Source organism: Flavobacterium algoritolerans (assembly GCF_030010385.1).
GTDB classification, from domain to species: domain Bacteria; phylum Bacteroidota; class Bacteroidia; order Flavobacteriales; family Flavobacteriaceae; genus Flavobacterium; species Flavobacterium algoritolerans.
On sequence record NZ_JASCRZ010000001.1, the window covers coordinates 676,808 to 693,615 of the forward strand.

Consider the following 16,808-nt stretch of genomic DNA (forward strand, 5'->3'; position numbering starts at 1 on the left):
TAACTTATGTATCTTTCAACTATAAAAAACATTTGATACAATTAGAAATGGATATAAAAACCGCCCCTAAAACTATTTTGATTGCGCCTTTAAACTGGGGTTTAGGTCATGCCACCCGTTGCATTCCAATTATTAGAGCTTTACAAGAGAACAACTATATTCCCATAATTGCCTCTGATGGTATTGCTCTTGAATTACTCCGAAAAGAGTTTCCCAACGTACAAACTCTGGAACTCCCATCCTATCAAATTGAATATGCTAAAAATGGCGCCAATTTTAAATGGAAACTAATAAAGAATGGCCCAAAAATGATTAAAGCCATTCTGGAAGAAAAAAAAATAATCCAAAATTGGATTGAAAAATATGCAATAGACGGCATTATTTCAGACAATAGATTGGGTGTTTTCAGCAAAAAAGTACCTTCTGTATTTATTACCCATCAATTGAATGTGATGACCGGAAATACCACTTGGATAACCAGTAAAATTCATCAATCAATTATAAAAAAATATACGGAATGCTGGGTTCCCGATCTATCTGGAACTCCAAATTTAACCGGTAAATTAGGTCATATTGACAATCCAAATCTCAAAACAAAATACATTGGTCCTTTGAGCAGACTCCAAAAGAAATTGTTACCAAAAAAATATGATTTACTGGTAATTCTCTCTGGTCCTGAACCTCAACGTGGCATGTTAGAAAAACATTTAAAAGAAGAAATTGTTAACTACAGCGGTAATGCAATTTTTATTGAGGGAAATATAGAAAAGGAGCAAAAAACAACAATAATTGGAAATGTCACTTATTACAACTTCATGAATTCAACTGAACTAGAGCAGGCTTTTAACGAAAGTGAAATGGTTCTTTGCCGTTCGGGTTATACTACAATCATGGATTTAGCTCAACTAAGAAAAAAGGCTTTTTTTATTCCAACACCCGGGCAATATGAACAAGAATATTTAGCCAAAAAATTGAAAAAAGAAGGTCTGGTTCCTTATGCAACCCAAGATGATTTTAGAATGGAAAATATTCTAGAGATTGAGGAATATAAAGGATTGCCTCGATTAGACTCTAAAATTGAATGGGCAAATTTGTTCCAAGTTTTTAGAAAATAATCAAAATTTGATTCATAGAAATAAAAAAACCGATTCACAAGAATCGGTTTTTTTATTTCTATGAATCGTAGGTTTTATGTTGTTTTCTTACTTGTTTTTGTTTTTTCAAGTGTAAAAGAAAATTCAGAACCCACGCCATACGTACTGTCTACATAAATTTTCTCATCATGCGCTTCAATAATATGTTTTACAATGGATAAACCTAAACCTGAACCGCCTTCGGTTCTTGCTCCGCTCTTATCAACTCTGTAAAAACGCTCAAAAAGTCTTGGGATATTTTTTTTCTCTATTCCTTCTCCGTTATCCGTGATTCGAACAATGACTTTTTCATCTGTCAAATCTTCAATACTTACCTCCGTAGAACCTTTTACTTTTCCGTATTTGATTGAGTTTACAACAAGATTCATCACTACTTGTTGTATTTTTTCCTGATCCCCAACCACCATGACCGGTTTGTTGTATTTCATGTCAAACATCAAGAGGATATCTTTCTTAGAAGCTTTCATTTCGAGCAAATCAAAGACATTTTGAACTAATTTAACAATGTCAAATTCGGCAATTTCCAAGTTCAAATCTCCAATTTCCAGTTTAGAAATCATGTCTAAATCTTGTACGATATAAATCAATCGTTCTACTCCTTTTTCGGCGCGTTCTAAATATTTTTTTCGGATTGTTTTATCGCTCATGGCTCCATCGAGCAAGGTTGACAAATATCCCTGAACCATAAACAAAGGCGTTTTAAGTTCATGAGAAACATTCCCAAGAAACTCTCTTCTATATTCTTCACGAACTTTTAAAGTTTCGATTTCTAACTTTTTATCGGTGGCAAACTTTTTCACTTCGCGTGTAAGCGTCGCCATATCTGTTGTAATAGGCTGATTCCTGAAAGTACTTGACTCTAATAAAGAGACGTCATCGTATATTTTTTTAACTTTTTTATAGATAAATCGCTCTACTCGATACTGTATGACAATAAATGAAAAAGCAGCTATAGCAATGGCAAAAATCATACAAAAACGATAGGAAAAGGTAAAAAATAAATACATGAGGAAACCAACTAATCCTGTAGAAAAAAGAGTGATGTAAAGCGCTGACTTTACGGCAAAACGATATGTTTTTTTAAAATTTATTGTCATTTACACTTCAAACTTATAGCCTACTCCTTTTATTGTTTTAAACAATTCTTCTCCTATTTTCTCTCTTAGTTTTCTGATGTGAACATCAATCGTTCTTCCACCAACAACTACTTCATTTCCCCAAACTTTGTCGAGAATCTCGTCACGTTTGAATACTTTTCCAGGTTTTGAAGCAAGCAGGTAGAATAATTCAAACTCTTTTCTAGGCAATGCAATTTCAATATTATCCTTAACGATTTTATATTCTTCACGATTTATTTCTATTCCGCCTACGTTAAGTGTTTCACTGTTTTGCTCCTTTTCTTTTAATCGACGTAATAATGCTTTTACTTTACTGACTAATAATTTAGGTTTAATGGGCTTTGTGATGTAATCATCAGCACCAGCATCAAAGCCTGCAACTTGAGAATAGTCTTCACTTCTGGCTGTCAAAAAAGTGATGATTACATTACTGAGTTCAGGAATCTTTCTAATGTTTTCGCAAGCTTCCATTCCATCCATTTCCGGCATCATAACATCCATTATAATAAGGTCTGGCATTTCTTTTTTAGCTTTCGCTATTGCCTCTCTACCATTTGCTGCCGTAACGATTTGATACCCTTCTAGAGAGAGGTTATACCCTACTATTTCCAAGATGTCCGGTTCATCATCTACTAATAAAATCTTCGTGTTTTTCTTCTTCATAAAGCGCCAAAAATTGTTTTTGAATTGTAAATGTAATCATAAATGGGATATTCAAATGGTGTTAACCGTAATTTAATATTGGGGCGATTTTAGAACCCAAAACAAAACATAACCATAACAAGCCATTAACTTACATTTTACATTTCAGACGTTACTTTGCAAAAAAATTAAAACCAAATGAAATTCAAGTTACTATTTTTCACGTTATTAATAACAGTTATTTCTTTTTCACAGAATAAAGGAACGATTTCTGGAATCTTAACAGACAAAGATGCTAATAATCAGTCTTTACCTTTTGCTAACGTTCTTATTAAAGGAACAAATATAGGAACTAATACTGATATTGATGGTAAATATACCATAACTATACTACCTGGAAGCTATACTTTACAACTTAGTTTTGTAGGTTATGAATCTGTAGAAATTCCTGTGACAGTGGTTGCTGATGAAACAGTAACTATTAACAGAGCACTAGGTTCTGGTAGCTATACCCTGAAAGATGTTGTTGTAAGAAACACAGCAAGCAGAGAAAAGGAAACGGCTCTTTTATTAGACCAAAAACAAGCGGTCGTAATTAAACAAAGCATCGGTGCTCAAGAAATGGCTCGTAAAGGAGTTAGCGATGTTGAAGAAGGTTTGACAAAAATCACCGGAATCACTAAAGTTGACGGAAGAGGTTTATTCATTAGAGGATTAGAAGACCGTTACAATAACTTATTGATAAACGATTTACAATCACCATCAAACAGTCCTTTCAAAAAAATCATTCCATTAGATTTATTCCCTACTGATGTTGTGGGAGTATTAAATATATACAAAACTTTCAATACTAACATTTCTGGAGATTTTGCCGGAGCAACCGTTAATATCGAAACACCTCAACCAAAAAACATCACTAAATTGAATATTGGTTTTGGATATACGACTAACAATAATCTTCAAGACTTCTTACTTTCTGATGATGCAAATTCAACAAAGGGAACTTTAGGACTGATTGGTAATGACAGAGCACTTCCTGGTATTTTTGGATCAGTTCCAAGTGGACAAAAACTTTCTCCTGCTGAATACGAAAATGGATTTGGTAAAAAATCATGGGATGTTAACAATACAAAAAGTCCTTTGAATTCTAGTATTGGATTTTTACATGCTCAAAAATTCAATCTTAAAAACGAAAGAAACATTAGTTACATCATGTCTTTCAACTTTGACAACAAATACTCGTACAGAGAAGGTGTTGACAGAACTTTCAATCTTGGACAAGGGAACTACGACAATAATTTATACAATACGCAATACAGTTACCAAACTACTTTTTCTGGTTTAGCAGGATTGAAGTACAAGACAGATCGTTTTAATTTAAGCTTCAATACGTTCTTGATTAAAGCGACTGAAAGCAAAATTCAAGACCAAGTAGGCTACACAAACAGTTTGGCAAATCAGACAAACAACCTTATTAGATTAAATCAATACGAAGAATCTAATTATTGGAACTCACAATTGTACGGTGATTATAAATTAACCGAAGACGGAAAACACAGCATAAAAGCTGGAGGTTCTTATGTGAAAACTTCTTTTCAACAACCTGACAGAAAATTTATCACTGGTGTAAAAGTAAGTGACAGCCAAATAAATATGTCTTATGGTGGTAATAACTTGAACCGTCAATTTCTTGATGTAAAAGGAAACTTCTATTACTCTTCACTTTTAGAATATAATTTAAAATTTGGAGACAAGGAAGATTCTAATAAATTATCTATTGGATACAACAGTTCGCTGAACGACATGGAATCTTCTTACCGTTTCTTCTCAGGAAGAAGAAATTTGGAGAAAAACTATACTGCTGATTTAAGTACTATAAGCCAAAACATCAACGAAGATATCAACAACGGAATTGTTTATGTTCAGGAAGAATCTAACGGAGATTATAAAGTAAAATTGAATCAGTTTGTTAATGCTGGTTACTTCAATTTGTTCATGAATCTTGGAGAAAAATGGGATTTGAATGCTGGTATTAGAGGTGAAAGTTCTACTCGTACCATAAAATACAGACAACAAGGTGATCCTTTTGGAAGCGCTTACCGCAAAAAGACAGATGACAAACTTGATATCTTACCATCTATAAATGCGAAACGTATTTTGAATGAAAACAGTAATTTGAGAGTGTCATTGGCAAAAACAATAACTCGTCCAGTAGCGATGGAGTTGTTACCAATAAATTACATTAATGCCGATGGAACTTCAGAAAGTGGAAACCCAGATTTGAAAGACAGTGAAAACTATAATGTTGATTTCAAATATGAATTGTTTCCTAACAATAAAGAATTATTTGCTGTAGGAGTATTTGGAAAAATGATTAACGATCCTATTGAAAGAGTTTTCAAACCAACTGCAAATAGCGGTGGACAAATCACAACTTTCAAAAACTCAGAGCAAGCGGTTATTTATGGTGCCGAAATAGAAATGCTTTTCCAATTGAGCAGAATCAGCAAATCTCTTTCTAATTTCTCTTTAGGTTTCAATACGTCATTGATGAGTACTGATGTTAAAATTGACATTAAGAAACAAGGGAATGAATTAGAAAACAGCACAAATCGTAAGCTGCAAGGTGCTTCAAACTGGTTAATCAATTCTGATTTAAAGTATGACTTCATCCTTAATAAAGATTGGAAAAACTCTATGACCTTAGTATATAATGTTTATGGAGACCGTATTTTCGCTGTAGGTTCTTCAGGAATTGATCATATCTACGAGAAATCTTTCAGTAAATTAGATTTTGTTTGGACTAACTCAATTTCAAAAAGTATCGAACTTAAATTTGGAGTAGACAACATCTTAAATCCAAGTTACAAAAAAGAGTTGGGAAGCAAAAGCACTTTAAACATTACAGAAGACTCGCTAATTTTAAGAGAATTCAAAAAAGGTGTCGGGTTCTCCCTTAACATAGGATACACGTTTTAAAAACAACAAAAAAAAGAGCTTTAATAGCTCTTTTTTTGTTTACATAAGTAACATAAACTTTACATCAAATTCATTGTTATATAATACTTTAATAACAATTACATAACTAAATTTCAGAAGCTCGGAAGTACTTTTGAAATAAATAATTAACAAAAAAACTTATAATTTTAAAATCATTAAAAATGAAAAAATTAGTATTCAGTCTTGCATTATTGAGCTTGGTTTTTACAAGTTGTACTTCAAGTGATGACGATGTTGTAACAACTCCACCAACTGCAACGGGTGAAATCACAGGAGATATCACAGCAACAAAAACCTACACAAAAGGTGTTTATACTATTAAAGGTACAGTAAGAGTAAAAAGCGATGTTACACTAACTTTTGAAGCTGGTTCAGTAATTACTGCTGATGTAGCTGACGGTACAGATGCTTTATTAGTAGAAAAAGGCGGGAAATTAAATATTTCTGGAACTGCAGCAGAACCTGTTGTATTTACTGAAAAATCTAAAACTGCAGGTTCTTGGGGAGGTATAATCATGTTTGGTGATGCTCCTATCGTTTCTGGAAAAGCAGCTGACGGAAGTGCTATTACAACTGCAACTTCTGAAGACGGAACAAATATAGTTTATGGTGGTACAAATGCTGCTCATAATGGTGGTTCTTTGAAATATGTACGAGTAGAATATGCAGGTAAAAAAATCCTTGACGGAAATTCTGAGATGAATGGTTTCTCATTCTATTCAGTAGGTTCTGGAACAGTATTAGAAAATCTTGTTGCTTACAAAGGAGCTGATGACGGTTTTGAATTTTACGGAGGAACTGTAAGTGCTAAAAACCTTATTTCTTACGGAAACACAGATGATTCTTTTGACTGGCAAGATGGATGGCAAGGTCAAGCAAACACTAACTGGTATGCTTATCAAACTGGAGCTGGAAATTTTGGAATGGAAATCGAAGCTAAAAGTGTGAACAATACTTTCTTCCCAAAAGTATCTAATATTACTTTAAGAAGAGCTGCCGGTACAGCAACTGAGGCTGGTAACCCACTTGAAATAGATGCAATCCAATTCAAAAAAGAAGGAAACGGAGAATATTCTAATGTAGTAATTTCAGGATACACAAATACTGCAGTTTCAGGAACTACAACAGTAAATGCGGTTGCCGTTAGAATACAAGATGCTGCTACAAACACAAATCAAGTTCTTACTGGTAAAATAAAAATGTTAAATGTAAAAATTTCAGACACTAATACAGCTCAATGGGGCGCTGGTGCAGCTTTTACAGTTTCATTCTTACCTGCAAACTTCACAACAAGCACAACAGCATCTGGAGCAGTATTGACTCCTGGAGCATGGGCTATTGTAGATGGTGTTAATTTACTATCGAATTTATAAAAAACACCCGCATATATTTATATCAAACATCCTGAGTTTTCAGGATGTTTTTTTTGGTACGCTTTTTGAATTATTTTTTGTATATTTACTATTCAATCTAATCCGATGGCAAAAAACTACTTTTATACTACCCTTTTATTGGTTTTTTTATTTTCTATGAGCACTAATGCTCAGGAAACTAAGCAACAACCAAAAACACAAGAAACCGCCGTTATCGAAGGTTTAAACTTGTACCCGAACCCTGTGAGTAATGGGAAAGTCTACATTACTTCAAAAAATGACTTAGATAAAGAAATCATTATCTTTGATGTTTTAGGAAAAAAAGTGCTTCAAACAATGCTTAGTTCCAGAGAGCTTAATGTCTCTAATCTAACTTCCGGTGTTTACATCATAAAGATTAATGAAAAAGAGGCATCTGCGACCAGAAAACTAATTATAAGATAATACGTCAACATTTAAATACAAAAGCTCCAATTCCTATTGGGGCTTTTTTTTATGCCGAATTCTAATGTAGGCGAGTCCAAAAACATACTATTGCACTTTTGTAAATGAGCTTGCCTTAAAATTTTTGATTACTTTTGCAAAAAAAATTCTTGATTACATCCTCCGATATATTTGCTATTTCCAGTCAAAAACAGTTTGAGAAAATCGCCTTGAAAGTGTTTCGTTTCCAATACGAAAACAACTTGGTCTATCAAGAGTTTTGTAAATTTTTAAAAACAGATCCTCATAAAGTAAAGTCATTACAGCAGATTCCCTTTTTACCGATTCAGTTCTTTAAGAGTCATGAAGTGGTTTCCAATACTAATCCAATTCAGGAAACTTTTACCAGCAGCGGAACAACCGGAATGATTACCAGCAAACATCTGGTTACCGATGTTACCTTATATGAAGAAAGCTACCGCAAAGGATTTTCAGAATTCTATGGCAATATCGAAGATTATGTCATTTTAGCCTTGCTTCCATCCTATCTAGAACGAGAAGGTTCTTCCTTAATTTACATGGTCAAGGATTTAATTGAACTGTCCAATCATCCTGATAGTGGTTTTTACCTGCACAATCATGACGAACTGATTGCCAAACTCATAGCTTTAGACCAAGCCGGTCAAAATGTCATTCTGATTGGTGTTACTTTTGCTTTATTGGATTTAATTGAAAAACACCAGTTTCAACTGCAGCATACCATTATCATGGAAACCGGCGGTATGAAAGGCAAACGCAAAGAAATGATTCGCGAAGAATTACACGAACAATTGTGTAAAGGATTTGGCGTTTCTGCCATACATTCTGAATATGGAATGACCGAATTGCTTTCGCAAGCCTATTCTTTAGGAAACGGCGTATTTGAATGCCCTTCTTGGATACAAATCCTCGTTCGTGACACAGAAGATGCTTTAACCTACATTCAAGACGGAAAAACAGGCGGAATCAACGTGATTGATTTGGCCAACATTAATTCTTGTTCGTTTATTGCTACGCAGGATTTGGGCAAAAAAAATCCCAACAACTCTTTCGAGGTATTGGGACGTTTTGATAATTCTGATATTAGAGGTTGTAACTTGATGGTTCTTTAAAGTCTATTTGGTAATTTGTTGATTCGGTTAACCAAATCAACGAATAAACAAATAAGCTATTAAACCACTCTCACCACAAAATAATTTTTCTTTCCACTTTGCAACAATACAAACTGATTATTGATTAAATCTTTTGTTGAAAGCACAAAATCCTCGGCAACTTTTTCTTTATTCACTGAAATAGAATTAGCTGTCAAAGCGCGTCTTGCTTCTCCATTCGATTTCATAAAACCTGTTTTTTCATTCAAAACAGTAACGATATCAATTCCTGCTTCGATTTCGGTTCTGCTGATTTCCGCTTGAGGAACACCATCAAAAACATCTAAGAAAGTTGCTTCACCCAATTGTTTCAAATCATCCGAAGTCGAATTCCCAAACAAAATATTCGATGCTTTTATCGCATTTTCTAAATCTTCTTTTGAATGAACAAAAACCGTAAGCTCTTCGGCCAATTTTCTTTGTAAAGCTCTTAAATGTGGAGCCGTTTTATGCTCTTCTATTAACGCATCTATTGTTGCCGCATCTAAGAAAGTAAAAATCTTAATGTATTTTTCTGCATCAACATCGGTCGTATTCAACCAAAACTGGTAAAATTTATAAACCGAAGTTTTATCAGCGGTTAACCAAACATTTCCTCCTTCGGATTTTCCAAATTTAGAACCATCCGCTTTTGTTATCAAAGGACAAGTCATCGCGTATGCTTTAGCCTCTTCACCTACATTCATACGACGAACTAATTCTGTTCCTGTTGTAATATTCCCCCATTGGTCAGAACCCCCCATTTGCAACAAACAATTGTATTCTTTGTGCAGATGGTAAAAATCATACCCTTGAATTAATTGGTACGTAAATTCCGTAAAAGACATTCCTTCGCCTTCACCCGACAATCTTTTCTTTACAGAATCTTTGGCCATCATGTAATTCACTGTGATTCGTTTACCCACATCACGAGCAAAATTAATGAATGACAAATTCTTCATCCAATCGTAATTATTTACCAGAACTGGCGCATTTATTTCATTCGAATTAAAATCTAAAAAACGAGATAAAACACTTTTTATTCCCTCTACGTTATGATTCAAAGTCGCTTCATCCAAGAGATTTCTCTCATCCGATTTCCCAGATGGATCACCAATCATTCCTGTAGCTCCACCAACCAATGCAATAGGTTTATGTCCAAAATTTTTCAAGTGAACCAAAAGTATTATAGGCACTAAACTTCCAATATGTAAGGAATCCGATGTTGGATCAAATCCTATATAAGTCGTTGTCATTTCTTTTAGAAGTTGTTCTTCAGTTCCAGGCATAATGTCGTGAACTAGACCGCGCCATTGTAATTCGGAAATAATATTTTTCATTTTATAAAAATCAATTTTCACAAAGATAGCTTTAATTGCATAATTTGAAAATCTATCGGTCTAAAAATCGAACAATCTAATTATCTTTACAAAATGATTTTAGTCACAGGAGGAACTGGTTTAGTAGGCGCACATTTATTGCTTCATTTAATTGAATCCCGAAGTATCGGGAGTGAAAAAGTACGCGCCATTTATCGAAGTCTCGCTTCGATGGAGAAAACCAAATCGCTGTTTGCTACCTATAAAAAGGAATCGTTGTTCGAACAAATTGAATGGATTCCCGCAGATATTACCGAAGTTCCTTCGTTAGAAATCGCTTTTCAAAATATTGACACCGTGTATCATTGTGCCGCTTTGATTTCTTTTGACCCAAAAGATGAAGATGCATTGCGAAAAACAAACATTGAAGGCACCGCGAATATTGTGAATTTTTGTATCGCTTTTGGAATAAAAAAACTGTGTTTTGTAAGTTCTATTGCTACTTTGGGCGATTTACTGCCTCATGAAAAATTCATTACCGAGGAAACCGAATGGAATCCAGAAAAACCACATAATGATTATGCCATTTCTAAATATGGTGCCGAAATGGAAATTTGGCGTGGGCAACAAGAAGGTTTAGATGTAATAATTGTAAATCCAGGCGTTATTCTTGGTCCCGGTTTTAGAGAGCAAGGAAGTGGACAACTTTTTACGAAAGTAAAAAACGGATTAAAATTTTACACGCTGGGTTCAACAGGATTTGTTGCCGTTACTGATGTTATTCGGATGGCGCATCAATTAATGCAAAGCGAAATTAAGAATGAACGCTTCACCTTGATTGCCGAAAATAGTGTTTTCCGTGACATTCTGAATTCTATGGCTGATGCATTGGGTGTTAAAAAACCTGAAATTCACGCAAAACCCTTTTTTATGGAAATGCTTTGGAGATTGGATTGGTTTATTTCGAATGTGTTGCAACAAAAGAGAAAACTGTCTCAAACAACTGCTAAAGCTTCGTACTCGACAACTATTTTTTCGAACCAAAAGATTAAAGATACCTTGAAAACTGATTTTATAAATATTCACCAATACATCAAAGAAATCTCTAATCTATAAGTTCTTTTCTTAGTCTAATTTTGTAGTATCCCTGCTGATTGCTGCTTGTTTTTGCTTTTTGTCACCAATAGGATTCTTTTTCTTTTTTTTCAATTTGACCAAAGAATCCACACTCTTTGTATTTGCTTCCAATCGCTTTCTGATTTGTTCAAACATGCTCTTGTATTCATTGTAATCAGAGGCATAATAAACATTGCTTTTAGCAAATTGAACACTGTCAATTTTATATTTTTTAAAAATATAGTCTCTCGAATTTATTTTAAAGGTATCCAGAGAAGCCGGATTTTGATTTCTTATGGCTTCCAAAATAGATAAATCATACATAATATCCACCATAACGTCTTTCTCTATAAGTCGTTCCGGCTTGTTCACCACTTCTTCTTTACAGCTTACAAACAGTGTTACAATCGTTAAAAATGTTATGATTTTTCTCATTTACAAAATTCTATCTATCAAATAATAAACGTTTTCCTGCACGAATGTCTTTTACTTTAAAAGCGGTATAAACCAATTGCCCGTTTACAAAAGTATGGGTAATTCTGGATTTAAACGTAAAACCTTCAAATGGAGACCAACCACATTTAGCCAAAATATTTTCTTTTTTTACGCTCCAAGGCAAACCTGAATTTACAATTACCAAATCCGCATAGTAGCCTTCTTTGATAAAACCACGTTTTTCTATTTTGAAAATTTTCGCAGGATTGTGGCACATTTTCTCCACAATTTTTTCAATGCTTATTTTTCCTTGGTGATGCGCTTCAAACATAGCTACAACAGCATGTTGCACTAATGGCCCACCAGAAGGCGCATTCAAATACGATTGTTTTTTTTCTTCTAATGTATGTGGCGCGTGATCCGTTGCAACCACATCAATTCTGTCATCCAGCAATGCTTCCCAAAGTGCTTTTCTGTCATTCGCCGTTTTTACAGCTGGATTCCATTTTATAAGATTGCCTTTAGTAGCATAATCATCATTGGTAAACCATAAATGATGCACGCAAACTTCGGCAGTGATTTTCTTATCTTCCAAAGGAATTTTGTTTGTAAACAAATCCATTTCTTTGGCAGTCGAAAGATGAAAAATATGCAAGCGGGCACCTGTTTTTTTAGCCAGCGCAACCGCTTTGGAAGACGAAATATAACACGCTTCCTCGCTTCTGATAAGGTGATGAACCGTAACAGGAACGTCCTCTCCAAACTCTGCCTTGTATTTCTCTAAATTATTTTTGATAGTCGCTTCATCTTCACAATGCACCGCAATAAGCATGGGTGTACTCGAAAATATTTTCTCTAAAGTAGCTTCATTATCTACCAACATATTCCCTGTTGAGGAACCTAAAAATATTTTTATTCCGGCAACATTCTTTGGATTTGTTTTTAAAACTTCTTCCAAGTTATCGTTGGTTGCGCCCATCATAAAAGAATAATTCGCATACGATTTTTCGGCAGCCAACTCGTATTTTTGCTCTAATATTTCTTGGGTAACCGCATTAGGAACCGTATTCGGTTGTTCGATATATGAAGTAATTCCTCCTGCAACCGCCGCTCTGGATTCTGATTCGATGTCTCCTTTGTGTGTCAGCCCTGGTTCTCTAAAATGCACTTGATCATCAATTGCACCCGGAATCAAATAATTTCCTTCGGCATCAATGATTTTACATTGAGAGGATTTTGCACTAATACTTTCTGAAATCTCAACAATTAAGTCATTTTCAATTAATACATCGCCCTCAAAAATCACCCCTTCATTTACTATTTTGGCATTCTTAATTAAAACCCTGTTCATCCTGTCTTTTTCTTATAATGTGTTGACTAATCTTTTTAATCTAAGTGCAATAACTCCAAAAACGGCTTCAATAATTATCGAATTACTCATTTTGGATTGCCCTTTTGTTCTATCGGTAAAAATGATGGGAACCTCAGCAATTTGAAATTTTTTACAATACGTTCTGTATTTCATTTCAATTTGAAAAGCATATCCAACAAATTTTATTTTATCTAAATTAATCTCTTCGAGCACTCTTCTTTTGTAACAAACAAAACCTGCAGTGGCATCATGAATTTTCATTCCGGTAATCATTCGTACATAAACTGATGCAAAATAGGACATCAATACACGGCTCAACGGCCAGTTTACCACATTTACTCCGGTAACATAACGCGAACCAATCGCTAAATCAGCATCGCCAAAATGACACGCATTGTATAATTTCTCTAAATCATTTGGATTATGGGAGAAATCAGCATCCATTTCAAAAACAAAATCATATTGATGCGCTAATGCCCACCTAAATCCATGAACATAAGCCGTTCCCAGACCCGATTTTTTTTCTCTTTTTTCCAAAAACAATCTCCCTCCAAATTCAGACTGAAGTAAAACAACCTTATCAGCAGTATGATCCGGTGAATTATCATCAATAATAAGAACATGAAAAGATTTATGCTGCGAAAACACCGATCGAATAATGCTTTCTATATTTTCAATTTCGTTATAGGTAGGAATTATAACAATACAATCATTCATATTTTTGACTAATTTCACCGCAAAAGTAAACTTTTTATGCCATTTCATCCTTAATAAAATTATAATAAAAAGAATGATATAAAAATTAGTAATTTTGCAGCGTTATGATCGAAAATATACTTCATCCAAGAATAACTGAGAGCAAAGACTGGGCAACCGTGCTTTTTGTTCTGTCATTTGCTATTATTGCTGTTACAAAATCTGTTTTCGAAAACAGATTTGGTGATTTTGCTAATTTAATTTTTTCCAACAAATACAACAAAGTGTACAGAGACAGCAGCCACCTAAAAAGCGGTTTTACCATTTCCTTGTTTTTTGTCCAAGTCATTTCACTTGCTTTCTTCATCCAAATTTCGCTAAGTTATTTTGGCCATGCTTCAAAGACAGATTGGATCCTTTACATTCAAATTTTTACTTTCCTAAATTTTTTTGTTTTATCTAAATATTTGATTGAGAAAATAATAGCCACATCCTTCAATATTGAAGAATTTATGGAGCAGTTTAACCTCCAAAAGGTGACTTATAGAACCTATATTGGACTAATCATACTGCCGTTGAATATTATTTTGTTTTATTACGAATCATTTTCAAGAAATATTCCATTGCTAATTATTGCTATAATATTGATAATTAATATTTTAACTTATTTGATTTCAATAAAAAATTATCAAAATATAATATTCGGTAAGTTGTTTTATTTTATTTTATATCTTTGCGCTCTTGAAATAGCACCCTATTATTTTATGTATTATTGGTTTACAAAAGGGAGTGCTTAGAAACCGTTAAATATGAAAGTGAAAACAATTTTGGTGTCACAGCCTGAGCCTAAAGTGGAGAATTCCCCTTACTTTGAACTTCAACAAAAGCATAAAGTAAAAATTGATTTCAGACCTTTTATTCATGTAGAAGGAGTTAATGCAAAAGAGATTAGACTTCAAAAAATCGATCTTAATCATTACACCGCAATTATTTTAACGAGTAAAAATGCCGTAGATCATTTTTTTAGAGTGGCTGATGAAATGCGTTATAAAGTTCCAGAAGGATTAAAATATTTCTGCCAATCAGAAGCTATTGCTTTTTACCTGCAAAAATACGTAGTGTATAGAAAACGTAAAATCTACGTTGGACCAAAAGATTTTGCTGATTTATCTCCGCTGATAAAAAAATACAAAGACGAAAAATTCTTATTGCCTGCTTCAGACCAACTAAATGCCGATGCGCCAATAACGCTGAACGCATTAAAAGTAGACTGGACTCCAGCTGTTTTTTACAGAACGGTAATGAGTGATTTATCTGATTTAGCCGATGTATATTATGATGTTTTAGCTTTCTTTAGCCCAACCGGAATAAAATCATTGTTTATGAATTTCCCAGATTTTGAACAAAACAATACTCGAATTGCAGTTTTTGGAAGCACTACTCAAAAAGAAGCGTTGGATCATGGATTAAGAGTAGATATTCTTGCACCAACACCAGCAACACCTTCTATGACAATGGCTTTGGAAAAATACATTATTGAAGCTAATAAAGGAAAATAAAAAATTACTTTTCAAAATAAAATAAAAAAGTCATTCGCAATCCGAATGGCTTTTTTTGTGATGTAAATCACGAAAATTGCCTCATATTCTTTTTACTAATCGTTTTTTACTTAAATTTGATTTCCAATTCAAACTAAATTTCACATTTTAGTTTAAAACAACAACTCATGAAAATCAATTCCCTAATAGTAGAAATTGACGGTATCGATAAAGAGATTTTACGTGACCTGATGGAAGATGCCCGAAAACCAATTCTTCAAATCGCCAATAAAATAGGAATTTCAGGAGCGGCAATTCACCAACGTTTGCGAAAACTGGAGCAATCAGGCGTTATTTCGGGATCAAAATTTACGGTAAACAATAAAATTCTGGGTTATAATACAATGGCTTTTGTGGGAATCTATTTAGACAAAGCCGCCCGAAATCCAGAAGCCGTAAGGGATTTAAAGAAAATACCTGAAGTATTGGAATGCCATTACACCACAGGAAACTGGTCGATTCTAATCAAAATTATTTGTCGGGACAATGAACACTTAATGCACTTGCTCAACACCAAAATCCAAGCGATTGAAGGCGTTTCCAGAACAGAAACCTTCATTTCTTTAGACCAACAAATCGATAGGCAAATACAACTATAGATTATTAGATTTATATGAACACAAAAAAGCCGTCTCGTTAAGACAACAAGACGGCTTTTTCTATAATTCTCTAAAGATCTAGTTTTCTAACAATCTAATCTCTTCTGCTTCCTCCCATATAAATGGAAACGTAATACAATAGCGTAGCAATTGACCCCAAAGCAGCCACGACATACGTTCTGGCAGCCCATTTAAGAGAATCTTTCGCTCCCGCTTGTTCTTGTTGCGTCAGCATTCTTTTATTCTCTAACCAAGCCAATGCACGGTTGCTCGCATCATACTCGACTGGTAAAGTAACAATCGAAAACAAAGTGGTTGCGGCAAAAATGATAATCCCTACCAATAATAATTGTGGAAAGGTTTTCATCATTAAGATTCCGGCAAGCAAAATCCATTGCATGTACGTTGACGCCACATTCACCACCGGTACTAATTTAGAACGCATCGTCAGCCATTGATATCCTACAGCATGTTGTACGGCGTGACCACATTCGTGCGCAGCAACAGCAGCCGCAGCGGCATTGCGTTGGTTGTAAACCGCCTCACTTAGATTCACGGTTTTATCTACCGGATTGTAATGATCCGTCAAACGTCCTGGCGTAGAGATAACTCTCACATCACGAATTCCATTATCGGCAAGCATTTTCTCAGCGATTTCAGCGCCTGACATTCCGTTTTGTAATTGTAATTTAGAATAATGTTCAAATTTGCTTTTTAGTCTTGAACTAACTAACCAGCTGAAAAGCATAATTGCTCCGGCAAGAATCAAATAACCCATTCCCATATTTTTGTTT

At 34.3% G+C, this 16,808-nt stretch carries 16 protein-coding genes; 9 read left to right on the forward strand and 7 right to left on the reverse strand.

What is annotated here, in order from left to right; translation table 11 throughout:
* Positions 1–47: 47 nt before the first annotated feature.
* The gene (locus QLS65_RS02930; RefSeq protein WP_282715105.1) at positions 48–1,115 is read left to right on the forward strand and encodes a glycosyltransferase; all 1,068 of its coding nucleotides are present in this window, start codon (positions 48–50) and stop codon (positions 1,113–1,115) included.
* A gap of 74 nt (positions 1,116–1,189) precedes the next feature.
* Here the strand turns inward: QLS65_RS02930 and QLS65_RS02935 are convergent, their stop codons facing one another.
* Positions 1,190–2,251, reverse strand: coding sequence for a sensor histidine kinase (locus QLS65_RS02935; protein WP_282715107.1), 1,062 nt, complete (start codon positions 2,249–2,251; stop codon positions 1,190–1,192).
* A complete protein-coding gene (locus QLS65_RS02940) occupies positions 2,252–2,935 on the reverse strand; it encodes a response regulator transcription factor (RefSeq protein WP_282710941.1) in 684 nt (227 codons plus the stop codon).
* Between the two features lie 177 nt (positions 2,936–3,112).
* Here QLS65_RS02940 and QLS65_RS02945 point away from each other — a divergent pair, with 177 nt between their 5' ends.
* From QLS65_RS02945 to QLS65_RS02960, 4 genes are all read left to right on the forward strand, one after another.
* Positions 3,113–5,893, forward strand: coding sequence for a TonB-dependent receptor (locus tag QLS65_RS02945; RefSeq protein ID WP_282715109.1), 2,781 nt, complete (start codon positions 3,113–3,115; stop codon positions 5,891–5,893).
* Positions 5,894–6,075: 182 nt separating this feature from the next.
* On the forward strand, positions 6,076–7,287 hold the full coding sequence (locus QLS65_RS02950; protein ID WP_282715111.1) for a hypothetical protein: 1,212 nt from the start codon (positions 6,076–6,078) through the stop codon (positions 7,285–7,287).
* Positions 7,288–7,392: 105 nt separating this feature from the next.
* Positions 7,393–7,731, forward strand: coding sequence for a T9SS type A sorting domain-containing protein (locus tag QLS65_RS02955; protein WP_099714215.1), 339 nt, complete (start codon positions 7,393–7,395; stop codon positions 7,729–7,731).
* Positions 7,732–7,880: 149 nt separating this feature from the next.
* Entirely contained in the window at positions 7,881–8,861 is a 981-nt protein-coding gene (locus QLS65_RS02960; RefSeq protein ID WP_282715754.1) for a LuxE/PaaK family acyltransferase, read from the forward strand.
* A gap of 59 nt (positions 8,862–8,920) precedes the next feature.
* Here the strand turns inward: QLS65_RS02960 and tyrS are convergent, their stop codons facing one another.
* Entirely contained in the window at positions 8,921–10,219 is a 1,299-nt protein-coding gene (gene tyrS, locus QLS65_RS02965) for a tyrosine--tRNA ligase (protein ID WP_282715113.1), read from the reverse strand.
* Between the two features lie 93 nt (positions 10,220–10,312).
* Here tyrS and QLS65_RS02970 point away from each other — a divergent pair, with 93 nt between their 5' ends.
* Positions 10,313–11,314 carry an NAD-dependent epimerase/dehydratase family protein gene (locus QLS65_RS02970; protein ID WP_282715115.1) on the forward strand — a complete coding sequence of 334 codons (1,002 nt, stop codon included), beginning with the start codon at positions 10,313–10,315 and terminating at the stop codon, positions 11,312–11,314.
* Positions 11,315–11,323: 9 nt separating this feature from the next.
* Here the strand turns inward: QLS65_RS02970 and QLS65_RS02975 are convergent, their stop codons facing one another.
* From QLS65_RS02975 to QLS65_RS02985, 3 genes are read right to left on the reverse strand one after another with little or no spacing between them, the layout of a single operon-like run.
* Positions 11,324–11,749, reverse strand: a complete 426-nt coding sequence (locus QLS65_RS02975; protein WP_282715118.1) for a DUF4296 domain-containing protein — start codon at positions 11,747–11,749, stop codon at positions 11,324–11,326.
* A 10-nt stretch (positions 11,750–11,759) separates the two neighbouring features.
* Entirely contained in the window at positions 11,760–13,100 is a 1,341-nt protein-coding gene (locus QLS65_RS02980) for a dihydroorotase (protein WP_099714211.1), read from the reverse strand.
* A 12-nt stretch (positions 13,101–13,112) separates the two neighbouring features.
* Entirely contained in the window at positions 13,113–13,838 is a 726-nt protein-coding gene (locus QLS65_RS02985) for a polyprenol monophosphomannose synthase (protein ID WP_282711273.1), read from the reverse strand.
* Between the two features lie 104 nt (positions 13,839–13,942).
* Here QLS65_RS02985 and QLS65_RS02990 point away from each other — a divergent pair, with 104 nt between their 5' ends.
* The 3 genes from QLS65_RS02990 (at position 13,943) to QLS65_RS03000 (ending at position 16,014) form a co-directional block, all read left to right on the forward strand.
* On the forward strand, positions 13,943–14,614 hold the full coding sequence (locus QLS65_RS02990; RefSeq protein ID WP_282715121.1) for a DUF4271 domain-containing protein: 672 nt from the start codon (positions 13,943–13,945) through the stop codon (positions 14,612–14,614).
* Between the two features lie 12 nt (positions 14,615–14,626).
* Positions 14,627–15,376, forward strand: a complete 750-nt coding sequence (locus tag QLS65_RS02995) for a uroporphyrinogen-III synthase (protein ID WP_099714209.1) — start codon at positions 14,627–14,629, stop codon at positions 15,374–15,376.
* Between the two features lie 167 nt (positions 15,377–15,543).
* A complete protein-coding gene (locus QLS65_RS03000) occupies positions 15,544–16,014 on the forward strand; it encodes an Lrp/AsnC ligand binding domain-containing protein (RefSeq protein ID WP_099714208.1) in 471 nt (156 codons plus the stop codon).
* A 94-nt stretch (positions 16,015–16,108) separates the two neighbouring features.
* Here the strand turns inward: QLS65_RS03000 and QLS65_RS03005 are convergent, their stop codons facing one another.
* Positions 16,109–16,798 (reverse strand): zinc metallopeptidase, encoded by a 690-nt coding sequence (locus QLS65_RS03005; protein WP_196852946.1) that lies wholly within the window; start codon positions 16,796–16,798, stop codon positions 16,109–16,111.
* Between the last annotated feature and the right edge of the window lie 10 nt (positions 16,799–16,808).